Genomic DNA, 18028 nt, shown 5'->3' on the forward strand with positions numbered 1-18028 from the left:
CATGGCCGGCTTCCCCATCCCCGTTTCGGTGCTCACCGGCTTTCTCGGCGCCGGCAAGACGACGCTGCTCAACCGGCTGCTCCGCGATCCGGCGCTCGCCGACACCGCCGTCATCATCAACGAGTTCGGCGAGGTGGCGATCGACCATCTTCTGGTCGAGCAGGCCTCCGACGGCATCATCCAGCTCTCCGACGGCTGTCTCTGCTGCACGGTGCGCGGCGAGCTGGTCGACACGCTGGCCGACCTCGTCGACCGGCTGCAGACCGGCCGCATCGACCGGCTTGCCCGCGTCGTCGTCGAGACCACCGGGCTCGCCGACCCCGCCCCCGTGCTGCAGTCGATCATGGCGCATCCGGCCCTGGTCCAGGCCTTCCGGCTCGACGGCGTCATCACCCTGGTCGACGCCGTCAACGGCAATGCGACGCTCGATGCGCATGTCGAGGCGGTCAAGCAGGTGGCGGTCGCCGATCGCATCGTGCTCAGCAAGGCCGACCTGGCCACGGATGCAGGCGATGTCGAGGCGTTGCGGGCGCGGCTCAGGCAGCTCAACCCGGGCGCCGTGGTGCTCGACGCGAGCGAGGCAAGCACGGCGACCCTGTTCGATTGCGGTCTCTACAATCCGGCCACCAAATCTGCCGATGTGCGGCGTTGGCTCGGCGAAGAAGCCGGTCACGACCATGACCACAGCGGGCATGACCATAGCGGGCATGACCATGATCACCATGACTATGGCCACCGGCACGATTCCCGTATCCGCTCCCATTCGCTGGTCCATGACGGGCCGGTGCCGTTTTCGGCAATCGAGATGTTCCTCGATTTGCTGCGCTCGGCGCATGGCGAGCGCCTGTTGCGGATGAAGGGCGTCATCGAGCTTGCAGAAGACCCCTCACGGCCGCTGGTTATCCATGGCGTGCAGAAGATCCTGCATCCGCCGGTGCAACTGCCGGCCTGGCCGGACAGCCAGCGCGGCACCAGGCTGGTGCTGGTCACGCTCGACATGCCGGAAGACTATGTCCGCCGGCTGTTCGCCGCCTTCACCAACCGGCCGTCGATCGACACGCCGGATCGTGCAGCACTGGAAAGCAATCCGCTGGCTATTGCCGGGCGTGGGTGAAGCTGCCGATCTCCCCCTCGAGGGGGAGATGGCCGGCAGGCCAGAGGGGGTCGGCCCGACCGGACGCGGCCTCCTGCGGCAGATCAAGGTTGGCGCTTTACGCGAGGCGACCCCCTCTGTCGCCTTCGGCGACATCTCCCCCTCGAGGGGGGAGATTATCCCGCTCAGCCGCGCTCGACCAGGAAGCGGTGGCCGCCCGATATCGCCGTCGTCTCGATCAGCCGATGGCCGGTCTCGGCGCAGAAGGCGGGAATGTCTATGACGGCGAGCGGGTCGGTGGTTTCGAGCCACAGCCGGCTGCCCGGCTGCATTGCGGCCAGGCGCTTTTTTGCCTTGAGCACGGGCAACGGGCAGTTCAAGCCTTTGAGGTCGTAGACGGCGGCGCGGCTAGAAGGCCTGTTTTCTTGGCCCCCATCTTCCTGTCCAAGCATGAAGCTCAGCCGCCAAACATGCCGAGCAGCTTTTTCTTCAATCTTGTCGCCGTGCTTTCGGCGTCCGCAGCCTGCGTTTCGACTGCTGGGGCCTCAGATGGCGCTACGGTGGCGGTGGCGACAGGCATCTCGGCGGCGGTCTTGGCAGCTTCCTTTTCAGCCAGCGCCTGCGCCTTGGCAGCTTCCTTCTCGGCCAGGGCCTGCGCCTTGGCTGCCTCTTTCGCGGCCTTGGCCGCTTCTATGGCGGCTAGCCTTTGTTCCCCGGCCTTCTGCTTGGCGGCCTTTTCGGCGTCGAGCGCCGCCATCTTGCGGCCTGCCGGCGAATCGACGCGGCCCATGCGCGCCGTTTCGGTCACCGTGCCGTCCGGGTTGAGCGACGGCGGCTCGATCGGCACGCGTTCGCCGCGGGCACGCCGTTTCGACCAGTCGGAAACGATGCTGGCTTCCTTGATCCCGGCGATGGTCGGCTTGGGCGCCGGCACGCTGGCCTTGACGGCACCGTTGAAGGCCGCCTCATAGGTACTTTGATAGGCGTTGATGGCGCTCTTCAGCGAATCGGGCTGGGTGGTTGCAGGGCAAGGGCCGGTCGGATTGAAGGTCGAGCCGTCGGCCGCAACCTGGTTGAAGACGTAGCGCTTCTCGCAGACGTCGACTTTCGGCGGCACCTTGGTGACCTCGAAATTGTCGTAGCCGACCTTCAGCATCTTCCAGAATTCGTAGTTCGGGTCGTTGCGATAGCGCGCCATGTTGGCTGCAGTCATGCGGAACGGAAAAGCCTGGATCTGGAACTCGGTCTGGCCGCCCTGGAAGGCGTCGCGGCCGAAGGCATAGATCTGCTCGATCTGCGCGTCGGTCATCGAATAGCAGCCCGACGACGAGCAGGCGCCATGCACCATCAGGTTGGAACCGGTGCGCCCATTGGCGCGGTCATAGGCGTTCGGGTAACCGATGTTGAAGGACAGGTGATAATTCGACCGCGGGTTCATCTGTGCCGGGCGGACCGTGTAAAAGCCTTCCGGCGCCTGGCGGTCGCCTTCGGTGAACTTCGGCCCGAGCTTGCCCGACCATTTGCAGATGTCATAGCTGGCGACCAGGTCATAGCGGCCGTTGGTCTTGGCCTTCCAGATTTCGAGCTTGCCTTCTTCCTTGAAGATGCGGGCCATCACCGAAGAGGTGCGGACCATGCCCTTGGCCTTCATTTCGGTCAGGATCTTGTCCGGCAGCGGCTTGTTGGCTTGCGGCGCAAAATCCTTCATCGAAGCATCGTTGCAGCCGGCGACGCCGATCGCAGCGATCAGAACTCCGGTGCGGGCAAGCTTGGCAAACATGGATATGGCTATCGTCTTCATCTCTGCGCCGCGGATGCCGCAGCTGCTAAACTGACCACTGACGGACCCTAAGCCCGTTAAACTTGAAAATTCCTTACCGCAATCAAGCTGGCGCATCCCCTTACGGCAAGTCCACTGAGCCGAATGCAGCGGCATTTTTGTGGCGAAACTGGTTCACGCCGCCACATTTCGGGCCGCGTGCCTGCCGGATGTTACAGATTGCGGCCCATCGCCAGGTATTTCTCGCGGCGATGCTCGCGGAAGTCGGTATTGGCGCCGGAGAATTCCTTCATCGTCCTGGCGATGAGGTCGCCGGTGGCGGCGATCACCGTTTCTGGGGCGCGATGGGCGCCGCCGAGCGGCTCGGCAACGATGGCGTCGATGATCTTCAGCTCCAGCAGATCCTGCGCTGTGATCTTCATATTGGTCGCCGCATCCCTGGACCGCGTGGTGTCGCGCCACAGGATCGAGGCGGCGCCCTCCGGCGAGATCACCGAATAGATGGCGTGTTCGAGCATGTAGACGCGGTTGGCGGTGGCGATCGCTATGGCGCCGCCCGAGCCGCCTTCGCCGATCACCACCGAGATCGACGGCACCTTCAGGCCAAGGCAGGCCGAAGTCGAGCGGGCGATGGCTTCCGCCTGGCCGCGCTCTTCGGCGTTGACGCCGGGATAGGCGCCGGCCGTGTCGACCAGCGTCAGCAGCGGGATCTGGAAGCGGTCGGCGAGTTCCATCAGCCGCACCGCCTTGCGGTAGCCCTCCGGCCGCACCGAGCCGAAATTATGCTTCAGCCGGCTTGCCGTGTCTGAACCCTTCTCCTGGCCGATGATCGCCACCGGCTCGCCACGGAAGCGGGCTAAGCCGCCGACGATCGCCTGGTCCTCGCCGAAATTGCGGTCGCCGGCGAGCGGCGTGAAATCGGTAAGCAGGCCCTTGATGTAGTCGATGCAATGCGGCCTGTCCGGATGGCGCGCCACCTGCACCTTCTGCCACGGCGTCAGCGCCTTGTAGGCGTCGCGCAGCGCATCGCGCGAGCGCTTCTCGAGACGGGCGATCTCATCGCCGACATCGACCGCCTCGCCGTTCTCGGCAAGCTTCTTCAGCTCGAGGATCTTGCCTTCGAGATCCTGCACAGGCTTTTCGAAATCGAGGTAATTGTACATTCTTGGGCGGACCGGCAAGTCGGAAGGCAATGACTGACGCAAGCCTGAAAATGCAGGCTGGGCGCGGTGGAACGTCGTTCTCACATAGCGACATGACGCCTAGTCGGCAAGCGGATGATGATCGTTGACCAGGCGCACCAGCCGCTCTTCCAGCACATGCGTGTAGATCTGTGTCGTTGAAATATCGGCATGGCCGAGCAACTGCTGCACGGCCCTGAGATCGGCGCCGTTCTGCAGGAGATGGCTGGCGAAAGCATGGCGCAGCACATGCGGCGATATCTTCGCCGTGGCAATGCCGGCCCTTGCGGCAAGGCCCTTCAGCTCGCGGGCAAAGACCTGTCTCGAGAGATAGCCGCTATCGGAGGCGGCCGGAAACAGGAAGGGGCTGTCGGCAAGAGCCGGCACCGCTGCCCGGGCAGTGAGCCAGGTCCGCATCGCCGTGCGCGCCTTAGCCGACAGCGGCACCATGCGCTCCTTGTTGCCCTTGCCGCGCACCATGAAGAAGCGATCGTCGCGCTGCGCCACCGTCACGGGAAGGCCGACCAGCTCGGAAACCCGCAAGCCGGTGGCGTAGAGCACCTCGACCAGCGCGTGGAGGCGAAGCGCCGCCAGCCTGTCGCCGTCATGCATGGAGGGGTCCATCGCCTCTTGCGCCGCGCGGTCGAGCAGCCGGCCGGTGTCGGCCTCGCTCATCGTCTTCGGCAGCGGCCGGCCTTTCCTCGGACTGTCCAGCGTGCCGGTCGGATCGTCACCGCGCAGGCCTTCGGCGTAGAGGAACTTGAAGAACTGCCGGATCGCCGACAATTTGCGCGCCTGCGAGGTGGCGGCAAAGCCGCGCGCGGCGATGTCGTCGAGATAGGCACGGATGTCGGCGCTGGTGGCAGCGGCAAGCCCGCCGCCGATCCCGGCGGAAGCGTCCTCGAGGTCGCGGCGATAGGAGGAAAGCGTGTTTTCGGCAGCGCCGCGCTCGGCGCTCATCATCTCCAGGAAAGCTTCGATGCGGGCGGCGCTGTTCATTTTTTGGGATTGAGCTTTTCCGGAGGGATACGCACGCTCATTTCCGCCTTTCTCGGCTCGACGAACATGACCAAGGCGAACATCGCGCCATAGACAATGCCGGCCAGAATCGCGAGCGTCACGACAAAGCGAAACAGTGTTGGCATTAATTTTCGCCTGTCGTCTTATTCTGCATTTCCAACCCTGTGCCCTTATGAGGCGCCAATCCGGCCAATTCAAGGGTGAAGCCGATAACAGGTCCCGGTTGCGTCACGCTTGACGCAAACAGGCTTTTGATGTCGATACGCCGGCAAAGAGGCCCTAGAAAACATGAACGCGCTACCAGCAAATCCTCCGGGCGAGAGCCATGCCGCGCTGCTCGGCCGGCTGGGCGACCGTTCAATCGTCTTTGTCGGGCTGATGGGCGCCGGCAAGACGGCGATCGGCCGCAAGGTGGCGGCGATGCTGGCACTGCCCTTCATCGACAGCGACCAGGAGATCGAAACTGTTTCGCGCATGAGCGTCCCGGACCTGTTCGAGCGCTATGGCGAGGCGGAGTTCCGCGCGCTGGAGCAGCGCGTCATCCTGCGCGTGCTGGAGCACGGGCCGCAGGTGCTGTCGACCGGCGGCGGCGCCTTCATGAACGCGCAGACGCGCGAGGCGATCGCCAGCCATGGCGTTTCGGTCTGGCTGAAGGCCGAGATCGACCTGTTGATGGAGCGCGTTTCCAAGAAGCAGAACCGGCCGCTGCTGAAAAGCGCCGATCCCCGCGCCGTGCTCGAACGGCTGATGGCGGAACGCTACCCGATTTACGCCGCGGCCGATGTTATCGTGCCGACCCGCGACGACCGCAAGGAGATCATTGCGGCCGAAGTGGTGGACGCGCTGCGCGGCCATCTCGGCGTTGCCGACATCGACGAGGTGCGGTCGTGAGCGCTGATGCAACGGTCTCTGTCGAAGTCGGGCTTGGCGAGCGTGCCTACGATATTTTGATCGGCCCCGGCCTGCTGTCACGCGCCGGCGCCGAGATTTCGCGCCGTCTGCCGGGCACGCGAGCGGCGGTCGTCACCGACGAAAACGTCGCGGCCGCGCATCTCGCGACGCTTGCGGCTGGCTTGACAAGCGGTGGCGTCCAACATGCCGTCATCACGCTGCCGCCCGGCGAAAAGACCAAGAGCTTTGCGCATCTGGAAGAGGTGGTCGACGGCGTGCTGGCCGCCAAGCTGGAGCGCGGCGACGTCGTCATCGCGCTCGGCGGCGGCGTCATCGGCGACCTCGCCGGCTTTGCGGCCGGCATCGCGCGGCGCGGCATGAACTTCGTGCAGGTTCCGACCTCGCTGCTGGCGCAGGTCGATTCCTCCGTCGGCGGCAAGACCGGCATCAACAGCAAGCGCGGCAAGAACCTGGTCGGGGTGTTCCACCAGCCGAAGTTGGTGCTGGCCGACACCGAAGTGCTCGACACGCTGCCGATCCGCGAGTTTCGCGCCGGCTATGCCGAACTGGCCAAATACGGGCTGATCGACCGGCCCGAGTTCTTCGCCTGGCTGGAAGAAAACTGGCGCCAAGTGTTTGCCGGCGGGCCGGAGCGGGGAAAGGCCATTGCCGAGGCCTGCCGCGCCAAGGCCGACGTCGTTGCCCGCGACGAGTTCGAGACCGGCGACCGCGCGTTGCTCAATCTCGGCCACACCTTCGGTCATGCGCTGGAGGCGGCGACCGGCTATGACGGCGCAAGGCTCGTGCATGGCGAGGGCGTCGCCATCGGCATGGCGCTGGCGCACCGCTTTTCGTCAAGGGTCAATTTGGCGAGCCCCGACGACGCGGCGCGTGTCGAGGCGCATCTTCGCGCCGTCGGCTTGCCCTGGCGCATGGCCGACATTCCAGGCGAACTGCCCGACGCCGAGACGCTGTTCTCCTTCATCACCCAGGACAAGAAGGTGTCGCGCGGCGCGCTGACCTTCATCCTGACGCGCGGCATCGGCCAGGCCTTTATCGCCCGGGATGTGCCGGCCTCGGAAGTGCTGGCATTCCTCAGGGAGAATCATCCGGGATGAGCCAGGCCGGCTGGATCGCGGCTGCCGTGCTCGCCGGCCTCGGCCTGCTGGGCTTCGTCCTGCGCCGGCACCTGCTCGCCGGCTTCGGCTACGAGCTGCAACGCATCGAGCCGCAGCGCTCTGCGCGCGAGGAACTGCGCGGCGCCGTCAATGATTTCCGCCGCGACGGCCAGGTGGTGCGCGAGGACCGCGCCCGCATCGGCGGCCTGTTCGACCTCGAGGAGCTCGAAGTGTCGGACGTCATGGTCCACCGCACCAATATGCGCTCGGTCAATGCCGACGACCCGCCGGAAGCGGTGGTTCGCGAGATCCTGCAGAGCCCGCACACCCGCATGCCGTTGTGGAAGGGGTCGCTCGACAACATTGTCGGCGTGCTGCACGCGAAGGATCTGCTGCGCGCGCTGAACGAGGTCGGCAACGATTTCTCCCGGATCGACGTGATGAAGATCGCGTCGAAACCGTGGTTCGTGCCCGACACCACGACGCTGCAGGAGCAGCTCAATGCCTTCCTGCGCCGCAAGGCGCATTTCGCCATCGTCGTCGACGAATATGGCGAGGTCGAAGGGCTGGTGACGCTGGAAGACATCATCGAGGAGATCGTCGGCGAGATCGCCGACGAGCACGACATCGACATCCAGGGCGTCAAGCAGGAGGCCGACGGCTCCGTCGTCGTCGACGGCACGGTGCCGATCCGCGACCTGAACCGGGCGCTCGACTGGAACCTGCCGGACGAGGAGGCAACCACCATTGCCGGCCTTGTCATCCACGAGGCCCAATCGATTCCGGACGAAAAGCAGGCCTTTACGTTTCACGGCAAGCGCTTCGTCGTCATGAAACGCGACAAGAATCGGATCGCGCGGCTGAGGATCAAGCCGGCGATGCTTGGAGAATGACGGTGCGCACCGTGTGGCAGCCGTGGGCAGTCAGGCGTTTATGACAATCGATCGGCGAAGCCTGCTTCTGGCGTCGATGGCGGCGCTGCTGCCGGGACAGGCTCGTGCCGCATCGCGGCTGCGTTTGCCATCGCCCGAAACCTTCGACTATGGGCCGGCCAAGCTCGATATCTATTCCCGCGACGGCGCAAGCGGCCTGCCGGTCGTCTTCTTCGTCCATGGCGGCGCCTGGCGGGTCGGCAACCGCAACAATGTCAACTCCAAGCCTGGTTTCCTGCTCGACAATGGCTTCTGCTTCGTCTCGATCGACTACCGGATGCTGCCCGAGGCCGACGTCGCCACCCAGGCGGCGGATGTCGAACTGGCCTATCGCTACATCAGCGCCAACATTGCCAGGCATGGCGGCGATCCGGACCGGATCGTCGCGATGGGCCATTCGGCCGGCTGCCATCTCGTCGCATTGACCGGGCTGCGCGGCGGCCTGCCCGGCGTCGCGGCGCTGATCCTCGACGACACCAGGGCTTACGATTTGGCGGCACTGGCCAGGAGCGGCGGCATGGCAGGGGTCTATGCCCGTGCCTTTCCCGATCCGGCGCAGTGGCGCGCGCTGTCGCCTGTCACCTACGTCGAAGGCCGCAAGCACCCGCCGACCTTCATCGCCCATTCGCGGGCGAAAGCCCGCGCGGCGGACGCGCAGGCCTTCGCCGGGCGTCTGCGTGCAACCGGAACCAGGGTCACGCTGTTCGACGGCAGCGCCTATTCGCACATGTCGATCAATCGCGACTTCGGCACCGAAGGCGATGCATTGACAGCTGCGGTGATTGCTTTCCTGAGGGCGAGCCTCGGCTGAGTTACCAGCGCATCTTTTGGATGGCGGCAGGCAGGTGAGGGGCGCGCGGACGCGGGGAACGAGGGACGGCTAAGCCGAGCGATTGCTGTGACCGTGGTCATTGACCATGGTCACTTCTAATCCTACATAGTGAACGGCAATTTTGTTCATTGAGGTGGCGCATGGCCGCGCAGGTGTCGAAATCGAAGTTCAAGGCAAGGGCTCTTGAGTATTTTCGTCAGGTTGAAACGAGTGGCGAGCCAATCATTGTGACCGATCACGGCCAGCCCACACTGGAGATACGACGCTATGAATCGGTCGCGCGCGACCCTTTGGAGGTGCTGCGTGGGTCTGTCCTGCGTTACGACCGGCCCACGGATCCGGTGGCCGAAGATGATTGGGAAGCCAGCAATTGATCGTGCTGGACACGCATGTTCTCGTCCGCTGGGTCGGCGGTGAGACCGATCTGCTTTCAGAACCAGCACTTCGCGCAATCGAGCGGGAGAGGATAGGCGGCGAGATTTTGATCTCCTCGATATCAGCATGGGAAATCGCCATGCTGATTTCCAGGGGGCGCCTCCTGCTATCGATGGATGTGGGTGAATGGCTGGCGACGGTCAGCAAGCTTGAAAAACTGAGCTTCATTTCCGTCGACAATGAGATTGCCGTGAACAGTACCGAACTTCCGGGAGAATTTCACAAGGATCCGGCCGATCGGATCATTGTTGCGACCAGTCGAAAATTTGCGGCACCTTTGGTGACCGCGGATCAGAAGCTGCGAGACTATCGATATGTAAAGACAATCTGGTAGGGCAACTACCAGCGGGTCGTTTCGCCGGGCGCTGCCGGCTCGATCGCCAGGGCGTGGACGCCGGATTTCAACTCCTCGGCCAGCAGATCGTTGACGGCGCGGTGACGCTCGACGCGGCTCATGCCGGCAAAGGCTGGCGCGACGATGCGGACGCGGAAATGCGTCTCGCCGACGCCGTCGAAGGTGGCGTGATGGCCGGAATCCACATGATGATGCCCGGCATGGAGATGGCTTTCGTTGATGACGGCCAGCCGTTCCGGCGAAAACGCCTTTTTCAGCTTATCTTCCATCGTTGCCTGTATGGACATCGCCGCTTCCCTTCACCACATCTATGTCATCGCACAAAATTCGCCATTCGCCGGTTTTATGCCGCGATTCAGCGGTTAGGGCGATCATCGCGAAAATGTCAATTCTTGTTTCGCATCCGCGAACAGCCCATAAATGGGTGAGATGAAGCCGTACCCAAAATATTTCGAGAAGATTCGCATCCGCCCGGAGAAGGACGCGGAGCTGAAGTCGCGTTCGCCGATCTGCCAGTGGGATGGCTGCAAGGAGGCCGGTACCCACCGCGCTCCGGTCGGACGCATGAAGGAAGGCGAGTATTTCCAGTTCTGCTTCGACCATGTGCGCGAGTACAACAAGGGCTTCAATTATTTCTCGGGCGTTCCCGACACCGAGATCGCCCGCTTCCAGAAGGAAGCCATGACCGGCCACCGGCCGACCTGGAAAATGGGCGTCAACGGCGCCTCGACACGCTCCTCGCCCGACTTCGCCCAGGCGCGCTCCGGCCGCGCCGGCTACTACAATCGCATGCGCGATCCGTTCGACCTGTTCAAAGGCCCGAAGGACCCGCGCGAAGCACGCGAGCGCAAGGCCAAGCCGCTTGAGGCCAAGGCACTGGAAACGCTTGGCCTTGATACAAAGGCAAGTGGCAAGGATATCAAGGCGCGCTATAAGGAACTTGTGAAACGCCACCATCCGGATGCGAATGGCGGCGACAGAGGTTCGGAAGACCGGTTCCGCGATGTGCTCCAGGCGTATCGCGTGCTCAAGCAGGCAGGTTTGTGCTGAGCGACCATACGGTTCGTGTCGCTTTCCAACTTTCATAAGGTTGGAAAAGGCTCTAAGACCGCCCCCGAACAAAATCGATTGCCAGCGAAACGCGGCGTTTCGCTTGTGGAGACGTTGATAGAGATGAACAAGGTCGATCGCGACATCGCCAACCTGCCCGACACAACGGTGTCGGTGAAGGAGACATTCGGCTTCGACTCCAGGATGGTGGTGCCGGCCTATTCGGTGACGAGCGAGCATGTCCCCGACATCGACCCGGACTACCTGTTCGACAAGAACACGACGATGGCGATCCTCGCCGGCTTTGCCTACAACCGCCGGGTCATGGTGTCGGGCTATCACGGCACCGGCAAGTCGACGCATATCGAGCAGGTCGCCGCCCGCCTCAACTGGCCTTGCGTGCGCGTCAATCTCGACAGCCACGTCAGCCGTATCGATCTCGTCGGCAAGGACGCCATCGTCGTCAAGGAAGGACTGCAGATCACGGAGTTCCGCGACGGCATCCTGCCCTGGGCCTACCAGCACAATGTCGCGCTGTGCTTCGACGAGTACGATGCCGGGCGCCCGGACGTGATGTTCGTCATCCAGCGCGTGCTGGAATCATCGGGGCGGCTGACGCTGCTCGACCAGAGCCGGGTCATCCGCCCGCATCCGGCCTTCAGGTTGTTTTCGACCGCCAACACGGTTGGGCTGGGCGACACCACCGGCCTCTATCACGGCACCCAGCAGATCAACCAGGCGCAGATGGACCGGTGGTCGATCGTCACCACGCTGAACTATCTGCCGCACGACAACGAGGTGAACATCGTGCTGGCCAAGGCCAAGCATTATCGCGACGCCAAGGGGAAGGAGATCGTCAACAAGATGGTGCGCGTCGCCGACATGACGCGCTCGGCCTTCATCAACGGCGATTTGTCGACCGTTATGAGCCCGCGCACGGTCATAACCTGGGCCGAGAATGCCGAGATATTCGGTGATATCGGCATGGCGTTCCGGCTGACCTTCCTCAACAAATGCGACGAGCTGGAACGCGCGCTGGTCGCCGAGTTCTACCAGCGTGCCTTCGGCCAGGATCTGCCGGAATCGGCGGCGAATGTGGTGCTGGGCTAAGCAGAGTCTCGATGGCGGGTCCGGGCGACAACACGCGAAACAAATCCAAGACCGGCGCTGAGAACGACAGCTTCAAGCGCGCGGTCACCGTCTGCATGCGCGCCATCGCCGGCGACAAGGATCTCGAGGTCGGCTTCGCCAAGGACCGGCCGGCGCTGGCCGGCAGCCGTGCCCGGCTGCCGGAATTGCCGAAGAAGGCATCGAAAGCGGACATCGCCATCACCCGCGGGCTCGGCGATTCCATGGCACTGAAGCGCGCCTGCCACGATGCGCGCATCCACACCAGGCTGGCGCCGGAAGGCAAACAGGCCCGCGCCATCTATGACGCGGTCGAGCAGGCCCGCGTCGAGGCGATCGGCAGCCGCGCCATGCAGGGCGTTGCCGACAATATCGGCTCGATGCTGGAGGATAAATACGCCAGGGCCAACCTCGTCGACGTCAAGGACAAGGCCGACGCGCCGATCGAGGAAGCGCTGGCGCTGATGGTGCGCGAGAAGCTGACCGGCCGCGCTGTGCCGAAAAGCGGCGAACGGCTGGTCGATCTCTGGCGGCCCTGGGTCGAGGAAAAGGCCAGTGCCGACCTCGACGGGCTGTCGGCAAAGCTCGACGACCAGCAGGCATTCGCCCGCGTCGTGCGCGAGATGCTCGCCTCCATGGAAATGGCCGAGGAGCTCGGCGACGACCAGGAGACGGAAGACTCCGAGGACAACGACGAAAACCAGCCGCAAGGCGAGGAGCAGAGCGAGGAGGGCGGCGAAGACGATTCCGGCTCCGAGCAGTCGCAGTCCGAGGATACAGAGGCATCGTCGGACGACGAGCAATCGGCCGAGACGGAAGCCTCCGACGCTACCGCCGAGGATCTCTCCGACGATGACGACGCCGATGCGGAGACGCCCGGCGAGGCGCGCCGTAACGACAACCCCTTCACCAATCTGCCGAAAGAGATCGACTACAAGGTCTTCACCATGGCCTTCGACGAAACCGTAGGTGCGGAGGAATTGTGCGAAGAGGAGGAGCTCGACCGGCTGCGCGCCTTCCTCGACAAGCAGCTCGCCAACCTTTCCGGCGTCGTCGGGCGGCTGGCCAACCGGCTGCAGCGTCGGCTGATGGCGCAGCAGAACCGCTCCTGGGATTTCGACCTCGAAGAGGGCTATCTCGATCCGGCGCGGCTGGTGCGCGTCGTCATCGACCCGATGCAGCCTCTGTCCTTCAAGCAGGAGCGCGACACCAAATTCCGCGACACGGTGGTGTCGCTGGTGCTCGACAATTCGGGTTCGATGCGCGGCCGGCCGATCACCGTCGCCGCCACCTGCGCTGACATCCTGGCGCGTACGCTGGAACGCTGCGGCGTCTCGGTCGAAATCCTCGGCTTCACCACCCGCGCCTGGAAGGGCGGACAGGCGCGCGAGAAATGGCTGAAGGAAGGCAAGCCGCCGAACCCCGGCCGGCTCAACGATCTGCGCCACATCATCTACAAATCCGCCGACCATCCGTGGCGGCGGGCGCGCCGTAATCTCGGCCTGATGATGCGCGAGGGGCTGCTCAAGGAAAACATCGATGGCGAGGCGCTGCTGTGGGCGCACAACCGGCTGATCGCGCGGCCGGAGCAGCGCAAGATCCTGATGATGATCTCGGACGGCGCGCCGGTCGACGATTCGACGCTGTCCGTCAATCCCGGCAATTATCTCGAGCGGCATCTGCGCGCCATCATCGAGCTCATCGAGACGCGCTCGCCGGTCGAGCTTTTGGCCATCGGCATCGGCCACGACGTTACCCGTTATTATCGCCGCGCCGTCACCATCGTCGATGCCGAAGAATTGGCCGGCGCCATGACCGAGCAGCTGGCCTCGCTGTTCGGCGAGGAAACCGTGCGCGACACGCGGCGCGGCGGCATGCGGCGCGCCGGATGATTTTTTCCCGCGGCGGCTTTTGGCAGAAGCTTTTGGCCGCCATTGCGTTGTTAGGCATCAGTTCGGCGCCGGCTGTCGCTGCCGGCCCGGCCTCGGTCGAGCCGGCCGAAATCTCGGCACGGCCGATCAGCGAATTCCATATCGGCCGGACGGACAAACAGTTCGGGCCGCTCGAATTCGTCGGCGGGCTCGAAATGACCTCGCCGACACGCGATTTCGGCGCGCTGTCGGCGCTTCGGTTCCTCCGGCCCGGCAGCGATTTCATCGGCGTCGCCGACACCGGCTTCTGGTTCTTCGGCACCCTCGTCCACGATGCCGACAAGCGGCCTTCCGGCATCGAGAATTTTCGCATGCAGCAGATGGTCGATGCCGCCGGCCAGCCGATCGATGAGAAATGGGCGGTCGATGCGGAAGGGCTCGCGGTCCGGGACGGTATTGCCACGGTCGGCTTCGAGCGCGATCACCGTATCGCCGAGTTCAAGATCGACCCGGACGACATGAAGGCGCCGTTCAGGCAATTGGACTTCCTGATCCCGGCCGGGGAACTCCGCCGCAATCGCGGCTTTGAGACCGTCACCCGCGCCCATCCCTACGGACAGCACGCGGGCGGGCTGGTCGTGGTGTCGGAAAAAAGCCTCGACAAAGCCGGCAACATCTTTGCCGCGATCGTCGAAGGGCCGCACAAGGGCGTCTTCACCGTCAAGCGCAATGGCGATTTCGACATCACCGACGGCGCCTTCCTGCCGGACGGCGACCTGTTGCTGCTGGAGCGCAGTTTTTCGATGGCCCGCGGCGTCAAGATGCGGCTGCGGCGCATCTATGGCGAAAGCGTCGAGAAGGGCGCCGTCGCCGACGGGCCGGTGCTGCTTGAAGCCGACATGGGCTACCAGATCGACAACATGGAAGCGCTCGACGTCTGGACCCGCGACGACGGCGCGCTGATCGTGTCCATGATGTCCGACGACAACCACTCGATCCTGCAGCGCAACCTCTACCTGGAATTCATCCTGCACGAGGATTGACGCGCGATCGGCCGTTGATCGGCTGATGGCGATTCTGGCGTTTCCGCCCCGTTTCGCAGCGCATGCAATTTCTCCTGGCGATTCCCCTGGCAGTGACCCGCGTCGCGGGTTTTCCAGCCAGCTCTCACCATCTGCAAAAATACTTTAGTCGCTACTTGACAATTTGTGCCATCGAAGAAATACTCAAGTCTATGCTTAAGTATTCCGAGATCGACAGCATCCTGCGGGCTCTTGCCGAGCCGACGCGCCGGGCAATCCTGGAAAGGCTGAGCCGCGGGCCGGCCACCGTCAGCCAGCTGGCGGAGCCGTTCGGCATGACCTTCGCCGCCGTGCTCCAGCATCTCCAGGCGCTGGAAGCGTGCGGGCTGATCCGAAGCGAGAAGGTCGGACGCGTGCGCACCTGCCGGATCGAGCCCGGCGGGCTTGCCCCGCTCGCCGACTGGATCGCCGCGCGCCGTATGCCGGCCGAACGCCACCTCGACCGTCTCGGCCAGATCCTGGCGGAGACGGACCAACCGAACGCAACACTCCACGACCAGGAAAAGGACGACAAGAAATGAACCAGATTGCCCCGGTTAACGACGAGCACTCCGTCATCCATTCGACCTTCAGAATCGAGCGGACCTATCCGCAATCGCCCGAGCGCGTCTTCTTCGCCTTTGCCGACAAGGCGACAGTACGGCGTTGGCGCGTCGACGGCGACGGCTTCACCATTGCCGAATTCACCTTCGATTTCCGTGTCGGCGGCGGCGAGGTTTCGCGGTTCAGCCATCAGGGCAGCCCGGAGATCAGGCTCGATGCGCAGTTCCAGGACATCGTCCCCGACCGGCGCATCGTATTTTCCTATCGGATGGCGGTCGGGCCGCAGGCGCTGTCGGCGTCTCTCACCACCGTCGAGTTCGCACCCTCCGGCGACGGCACTTGCCTGACCTATACCGAACAGGGTGCGTTCTTCGATGGCGTCGATTCAGCGCAAGGGCGCGAAGAGGGCACGCGCGGGCTGCTGCAGGCACTCGCCGCCGAGCTTCAGAAAGCGAAGTAGTAGGTGGCGGCATGCCGGGCGGAGCCCAAACAGTAATCCGCCCGAAATGCTTCCGCTATGCTTTGCTTGCCAGCCAGACGACGTGACGGGCGCCGCGCTTGCCGTGAGCCCGCACCTTGACCTCCTCGACCGTGAAGCCCGCCTGCTTGAGCCTTCGGGTGAAACCTGCGTCAGGGCCCTGCGACCAGACCGCCAGCACACCGCCGGGCTTGAGCGCTGCTCTCGCGCTGATCAGGCCGGCGGCGCTGTAGAGCGCATCATTGGCCTTGTAGACGATGCCTTCGGGGCCGTTGTCGACATCGAGCAGGATCGCGTCCCAAGCCGATGCCTGCGAACGGATGAGCTGACCGACATCGGTCTCGCGAATGCCGACGCGCCGGTCGTCAAGACAGCCCTCGAAAACCTCGGCCATCGGGCCGCGCGCCCACGTCACGACCGCCGGTACCAGTTCGGCAACGGTGACCTTCGCATCGGCGCCAAGCTCGGCCAGCGCCGCGCGCAAGGTAAAGCCCATGCCGAGGCCGCCGATCAGGATGCTTACGTTCTGCCGGCCGGCTATCCTTTGACAGGACAGTTTCGCAAGCGCCTCTTCGGAACCGCTGAGCCGGCTGTTCATCAGCTCGTTCGCGCCAAGCATGATCGAGAATTCGCCGCCGCGCCGTTTCAGGCGGAGTTCCTGTCCGCCGTCAGGCGTTTTTGCCGTGTCCAGTTGAAGCCAGGGGATCATGCTCGATAGTCTTTGAGCATGATCTTGTCCGAAAACCGGTTCCCACTTTTCGCTAACGCGGACCTTCGGTTCGGGATCATGCTCTATGCCGCCAGTGCCGGCTGGCTCCAGCGGGAGGCAAGCAGCCGGTAGGGGATCAGCGCCACCACCGCTATGACCAGCTTGACGCTGAGATCGCCTAGCGCCCAGGATATCCAGCGCATCGTCTCGACCGGCAGCACGCCCATCAATGGCGCGGTTTCCAGCGCAAAGCCGTCGTTGGGCCCGGCGAAGGCGAAAGCCGCCGCAAAGGCGACGGTGAAAAACACCACCGTATCGAAGACGGAGCCGACCAGCGTGCCAACGATCGGTGCGCGCCACCAGCTCTGCCGGCGCAACCGGTTGAACACGGTGACGTCGAGCAATTGCGCGGTGAGGAAGGCGGCGCCCGACGCCGCGGCAATGCGCACCAGCCGGTCGGCGGCGGTCTCGAATTCGATCAGGCCGTGGCGAAACAGCAGTGGCGGGATGACGATCGAGCAGATCACCGCTGTCATGAAGCCGACAAAGACGATCCTGCGCGCCACCGCCGGCCCATAGCGGCGATTGGCGAGATCGGTGACCAGGAATGAGAACGGATAGGTGAAGGCGCCCCAGGTCAGGATGTCGGCCAGCGACAACCCGCCGATTGCACCCTGCATCGGGAACTGCACAAGGATGTTCGAGGCCACGACGACGAGCGCCATGGCCGCCACGAAGGGCAGGTACCGCGAGAGGAAAATCATTTTTTTATCCTGGGTAATGGAACCAGCGGAACGCGATCCGGAACCCCGGTCACGCCCTGGAAGGCAGCTGCCGCCGAAAAACTCAGGCGGCCGGCTGTTCGGCGAGCTTCTTAGCGATCTGCTTCTTCAACAAGCGGGCACGCTGCGACAATTCCTTGGCATCGGCCTTGGCCAGGAAGGCATCGAGGCCGCCGCGATGCTCGACCGAACGCAGCGCGTTGGCCGAAATGCGCAGGCGCACATTCTGGTTCAGCGCTTCCGAGATCAGCGTCACATTGACGAGATTGGGCAGGAAGCGACGCTTGGTCTTGTTATTGGCGTGGCTCACATTGTTGCCGGACATGACTGCCTTGGCAGTGAGTTCGCAGGTGCGGGACATGATACTAACCTTCGGTTCTCGGTCCTGGCCAAACATTCGACCCGCGCCGGGTGGCGCGCGGTTTCGGTCAGGCGGCCTTATGCAAAAAAGTTGGCGTTCCATAGTTGCATTTCGCCGGGGCGTCAAGCTTGGGCTTGGTTCGGGAGAGGGTAATCGCACTTTCGGAGAAGGCGATACCAGCGACGCTGCCGATCCCCTTGCGGGGGAGATGCCAACTGGTGGCAACGAGGAGTGTTTTCTTCGACCTGTCAAGGCCTGGGTTCCTCGCCCACCGCGAAGCGGGGGAGAGGTGGGGGGGCAGCCCGCCGCGGGGGGGGGGGGCAAAAAGAGCGGGGGCGACAACACGCGGGGCGGGGGCGCCCGCGCCACCCCCCCCCACAACGGCGG

The 18028-nt window shown here is 64.0% G+C and carries 22 protein-coding genes; 13 read left to right on the forward strand and 9 right to left on the reverse strand.

From position 1 onward, the window contains the following. Position 1: 1 nt before the first annotated feature. Positions 2-1114, forward strand: coding sequence for a CobW family GTP-binding protein (locus AC0L2Y_RS07890; RefSeq protein ID WP_473555101.1), 1113 nt, complete (start codon positions 2-4; stop codon positions 1112-1114). A 164-nt stretch (positions 1115-1278) separates the two neighbouring features. Here AC0L2Y_RS07890 and AC0L2Y_RS07895 read toward each other — a convergent pair whose 3' ends face one another. The 5 genes from AC0L2Y_RS07895 to AC0L2Y_RS07915 form a co-directional block, all read right to left on the reverse strand. Then, complete coding sequence (locus AC0L2Y_RS07895) at positions 1279-1545, reverse strand: sulfurtransferase TusA family protein (protein ID WP_473555103.1); 267 nt, start codon at positions 1543-1545, stop codon at positions 1279-1281. 5 nt (positions 1546-1550) lie between these two features. Then, complete coding sequence (locus AC0L2Y_RS07900) at positions 1551-2873, reverse strand: L,D-transpeptidase family protein (RefSeq protein WP_473555337.1); 1323 nt, start codon at positions 2871-2873, stop codon at positions 1551-1553. A gap of 212 nt (positions 2874-3085) precedes the next feature. Then, on the reverse strand, positions 3086-4036 hold the full coding sequence (locus AC0L2Y_RS07905) for an acetyl-CoA carboxylase carboxyltransferase subunit alpha (RefSeq protein WP_353038544.1): 951 nt from the start codon (positions 4034-4036) through the stop codon (positions 3086-3088). A gap of 99 nt (positions 4037-4135) precedes the next feature. Continuing rightward, positions 4136-5053 (reverse strand): site-specific tyrosine recombinase XerD, encoded by a 918-nt coding sequence (locus AC0L2Y_RS07910; protein ID WP_473555106.1) that lies wholly within the window; start codon positions 5051-5053, stop codon positions 4136-4138. Continuing rightward, positions 5050-5199, reverse strand: coding sequence for a hypothetical protein (locus AC0L2Y_RS07915; protein ID WP_023677884.1), 150 nt, complete (start codon positions 5197-5199; stop codon positions 5050-5052). Before AC0L2Y_RS07915 ends, AC0L2Y_RS07910 begins: the two co-directional genes overlap by 4 nt. A 163-nt stretch (positions 5200-5362) precedes the next feature. Between AC0L2Y_RS07915 and AC0L2Y_RS07920 the strand changes: the two genes are divergently transcribed. From AC0L2Y_RS07920 to AC0L2Y_RS07945, 6 genes are all read left to right on the forward strand, one after another. Beyond that, entirely contained in the window at positions 5363-5965 is a 603-nt protein-coding gene (locus tag AC0L2Y_RS07920) for a shikimate kinase (RefSeq protein ID WP_473555108.1), read from the forward strand. Next, entirely contained in the window at positions 5962-7083 is a 1122-nt protein-coding gene (gene aroB, locus AC0L2Y_RS07925) for a 3-dehydroquinate synthase (RefSeq protein WP_473555110.1), read from the forward strand. Before AC0L2Y_RS07920 ends, aroB begins: the two co-directional genes overlap by 4 nt. Next, a complete protein-coding gene (locus tag AC0L2Y_RS07930; RefSeq protein ID WP_352489387.1) occupies positions 7080-7976 on the forward strand; it encodes an HlyC/CorC family transporter in 897 nt (298 codons plus the stop codon). The genes aroB and AC0L2Y_RS07930 overlap by 4 nt, the downstream gene beginning before the upstream one ends. Positions 7977-8016: 40 nt before the next feature. Continuing rightward, positions 8017-8826: an alpha/beta hydrolase gene (locus AC0L2Y_RS07935; RefSeq protein WP_473555111.1), complete on the forward strand. Its 810-nt coding sequence runs from the start codon at positions 8017-8019 to the stop codon at positions 8824-8826. Between the two features lie 161 nt (positions 8827-8987). Next, positions 8988-9221, forward strand: coding sequence for a type II toxin-antitoxin system Phd/YefM family antitoxin (locus tag AC0L2Y_RS07940; protein WP_473555114.1), 234 nt, complete (start codon positions 8988-8990; stop codon positions 9219-9221). Between the two features lie 2 nt (positions 9222-9223). Further along, positions 9224-9616: a type II toxin-antitoxin system VapC family toxin gene (locus AC0L2Y_RS07945; protein WP_352489448.1), complete on the forward strand. Its 393-nt coding sequence runs from the start codon at positions 9224-9226 to the stop codon at positions 9614-9616. A gap of 5 nt (positions 9617-9621) precedes the next feature. Here the strand turns inward: AC0L2Y_RS07945 and AC0L2Y_RS07950 are convergent, their stop codons facing one another. Next, positions 9622-9924: a BolA family protein gene (locus AC0L2Y_RS07950; RefSeq protein ID WP_473555115.1), complete on the reverse strand. Its 303-nt coding sequence runs from the start codon at positions 9922-9924 to the stop codon at positions 9622-9624. Positions 9925-10057: 133 nt separating this feature from the next. Here AC0L2Y_RS07950 and AC0L2Y_RS07955 point away from each other — a divergent pair, with 133 nt between their 5' ends. The 6 genes from AC0L2Y_RS07955 (at position 10058) to AC0L2Y_RS07980 (ending at position 15771) form a co-directional block, all read left to right on the forward strand. Continuing rightward, entirely contained in the window at positions 10058-10687 is a 630-nt protein-coding gene (locus AC0L2Y_RS07955) for a J domain-containing protein (RefSeq protein WP_254816626.1), read from the forward strand. Between the two features lie 123 nt (positions 10688-10810). After that, positions 10811-11797, forward strand: coding sequence for a cobaltochelatase subunit CobS (gene cobS / locus AC0L2Y_RS07960; protein ID WP_473555117.1), 987 nt, complete (start codon positions 10811-10813; stop codon positions 11795-11797). 11 nt (positions 11798-11808) lie between these two features. After that, positions 11809-13707, forward strand: coding sequence for a cobaltochelatase subunit CobT (cobT, locus tag AC0L2Y_RS07965; protein WP_473555119.1), 1899 nt, complete (start codon positions 11809-11811; stop codon positions 13705-13707). Beyond that, positions 13704-14729, forward strand: coding sequence for an esterase-like activity of phytase family protein (locus AC0L2Y_RS07970; protein ID WP_473555122.1), 1026 nt, complete (start codon positions 13704-13706; stop codon positions 14727-14729). Before cobT ends, AC0L2Y_RS07970 begins: the two co-directional genes overlap by 4 nt. Positions 14730-14920: 191 nt before the next feature. Further along, positions 14921-15289, forward strand: coding sequence for an ArsR/SmtB family transcription factor (locus AC0L2Y_RS07975; RefSeq protein WP_473555339.1), 369 nt, complete (start codon positions 14921-14923; stop codon positions 15287-15289). Beyond that, positions 15286-15771 carry an SRPBCC family protein gene (locus AC0L2Y_RS07980; RefSeq protein ID WP_473555123.1) on the forward strand — a complete coding sequence of 162 codons (486 nt, stop codon included), beginning with the start codon at positions 15286-15288 and terminating at the stop codon, positions 15769-15771. The genes AC0L2Y_RS07975 and AC0L2Y_RS07980 overlap by 4 nt, the downstream gene beginning before the upstream one ends. A 55-nt stretch (positions 15772-15826) precedes the next feature. Here AC0L2Y_RS07980 and AC0L2Y_RS07985 read toward each other — a convergent pair whose 3' ends face one another. From AC0L2Y_RS07985 to rpmB, 3 genes are all read right to left on the reverse strand, one after another. Beyond that, positions 15827-16498, reverse strand: a complete 672-nt coding sequence (locus tag AC0L2Y_RS07985) for a spermidine synthase (protein WP_473555125.1) — start codon at positions 16496-16498, stop codon at positions 15827-15829. A gap of 83 nt (positions 16499-16581) precedes the next feature. Then, positions 16582-17262: a queuosine precursor transporter gene (locus AC0L2Y_RS07990; RefSeq protein ID WP_473555127.1), complete on the reverse strand. Its 681-nt coding sequence runs from the start codon at positions 17260-17262 to the stop codon at positions 16582-16584. Positions 17263-17344: 82 nt separating this feature from the next. Beyond that, positions 17345-17641, reverse strand: a complete 297-nt coding sequence (gene rpmB, locus AC0L2Y_RS07995) for a 50S ribosomal protein L28 (protein WP_006328411.1) — start codon at positions 17639-17641, stop codon at positions 17345-17347. Positions 17642-18028: the final 387 nt, after the last annotated feature.

This window comes from Mesorhizobium sp. WSM4830, from assembly GCF_055811495.1.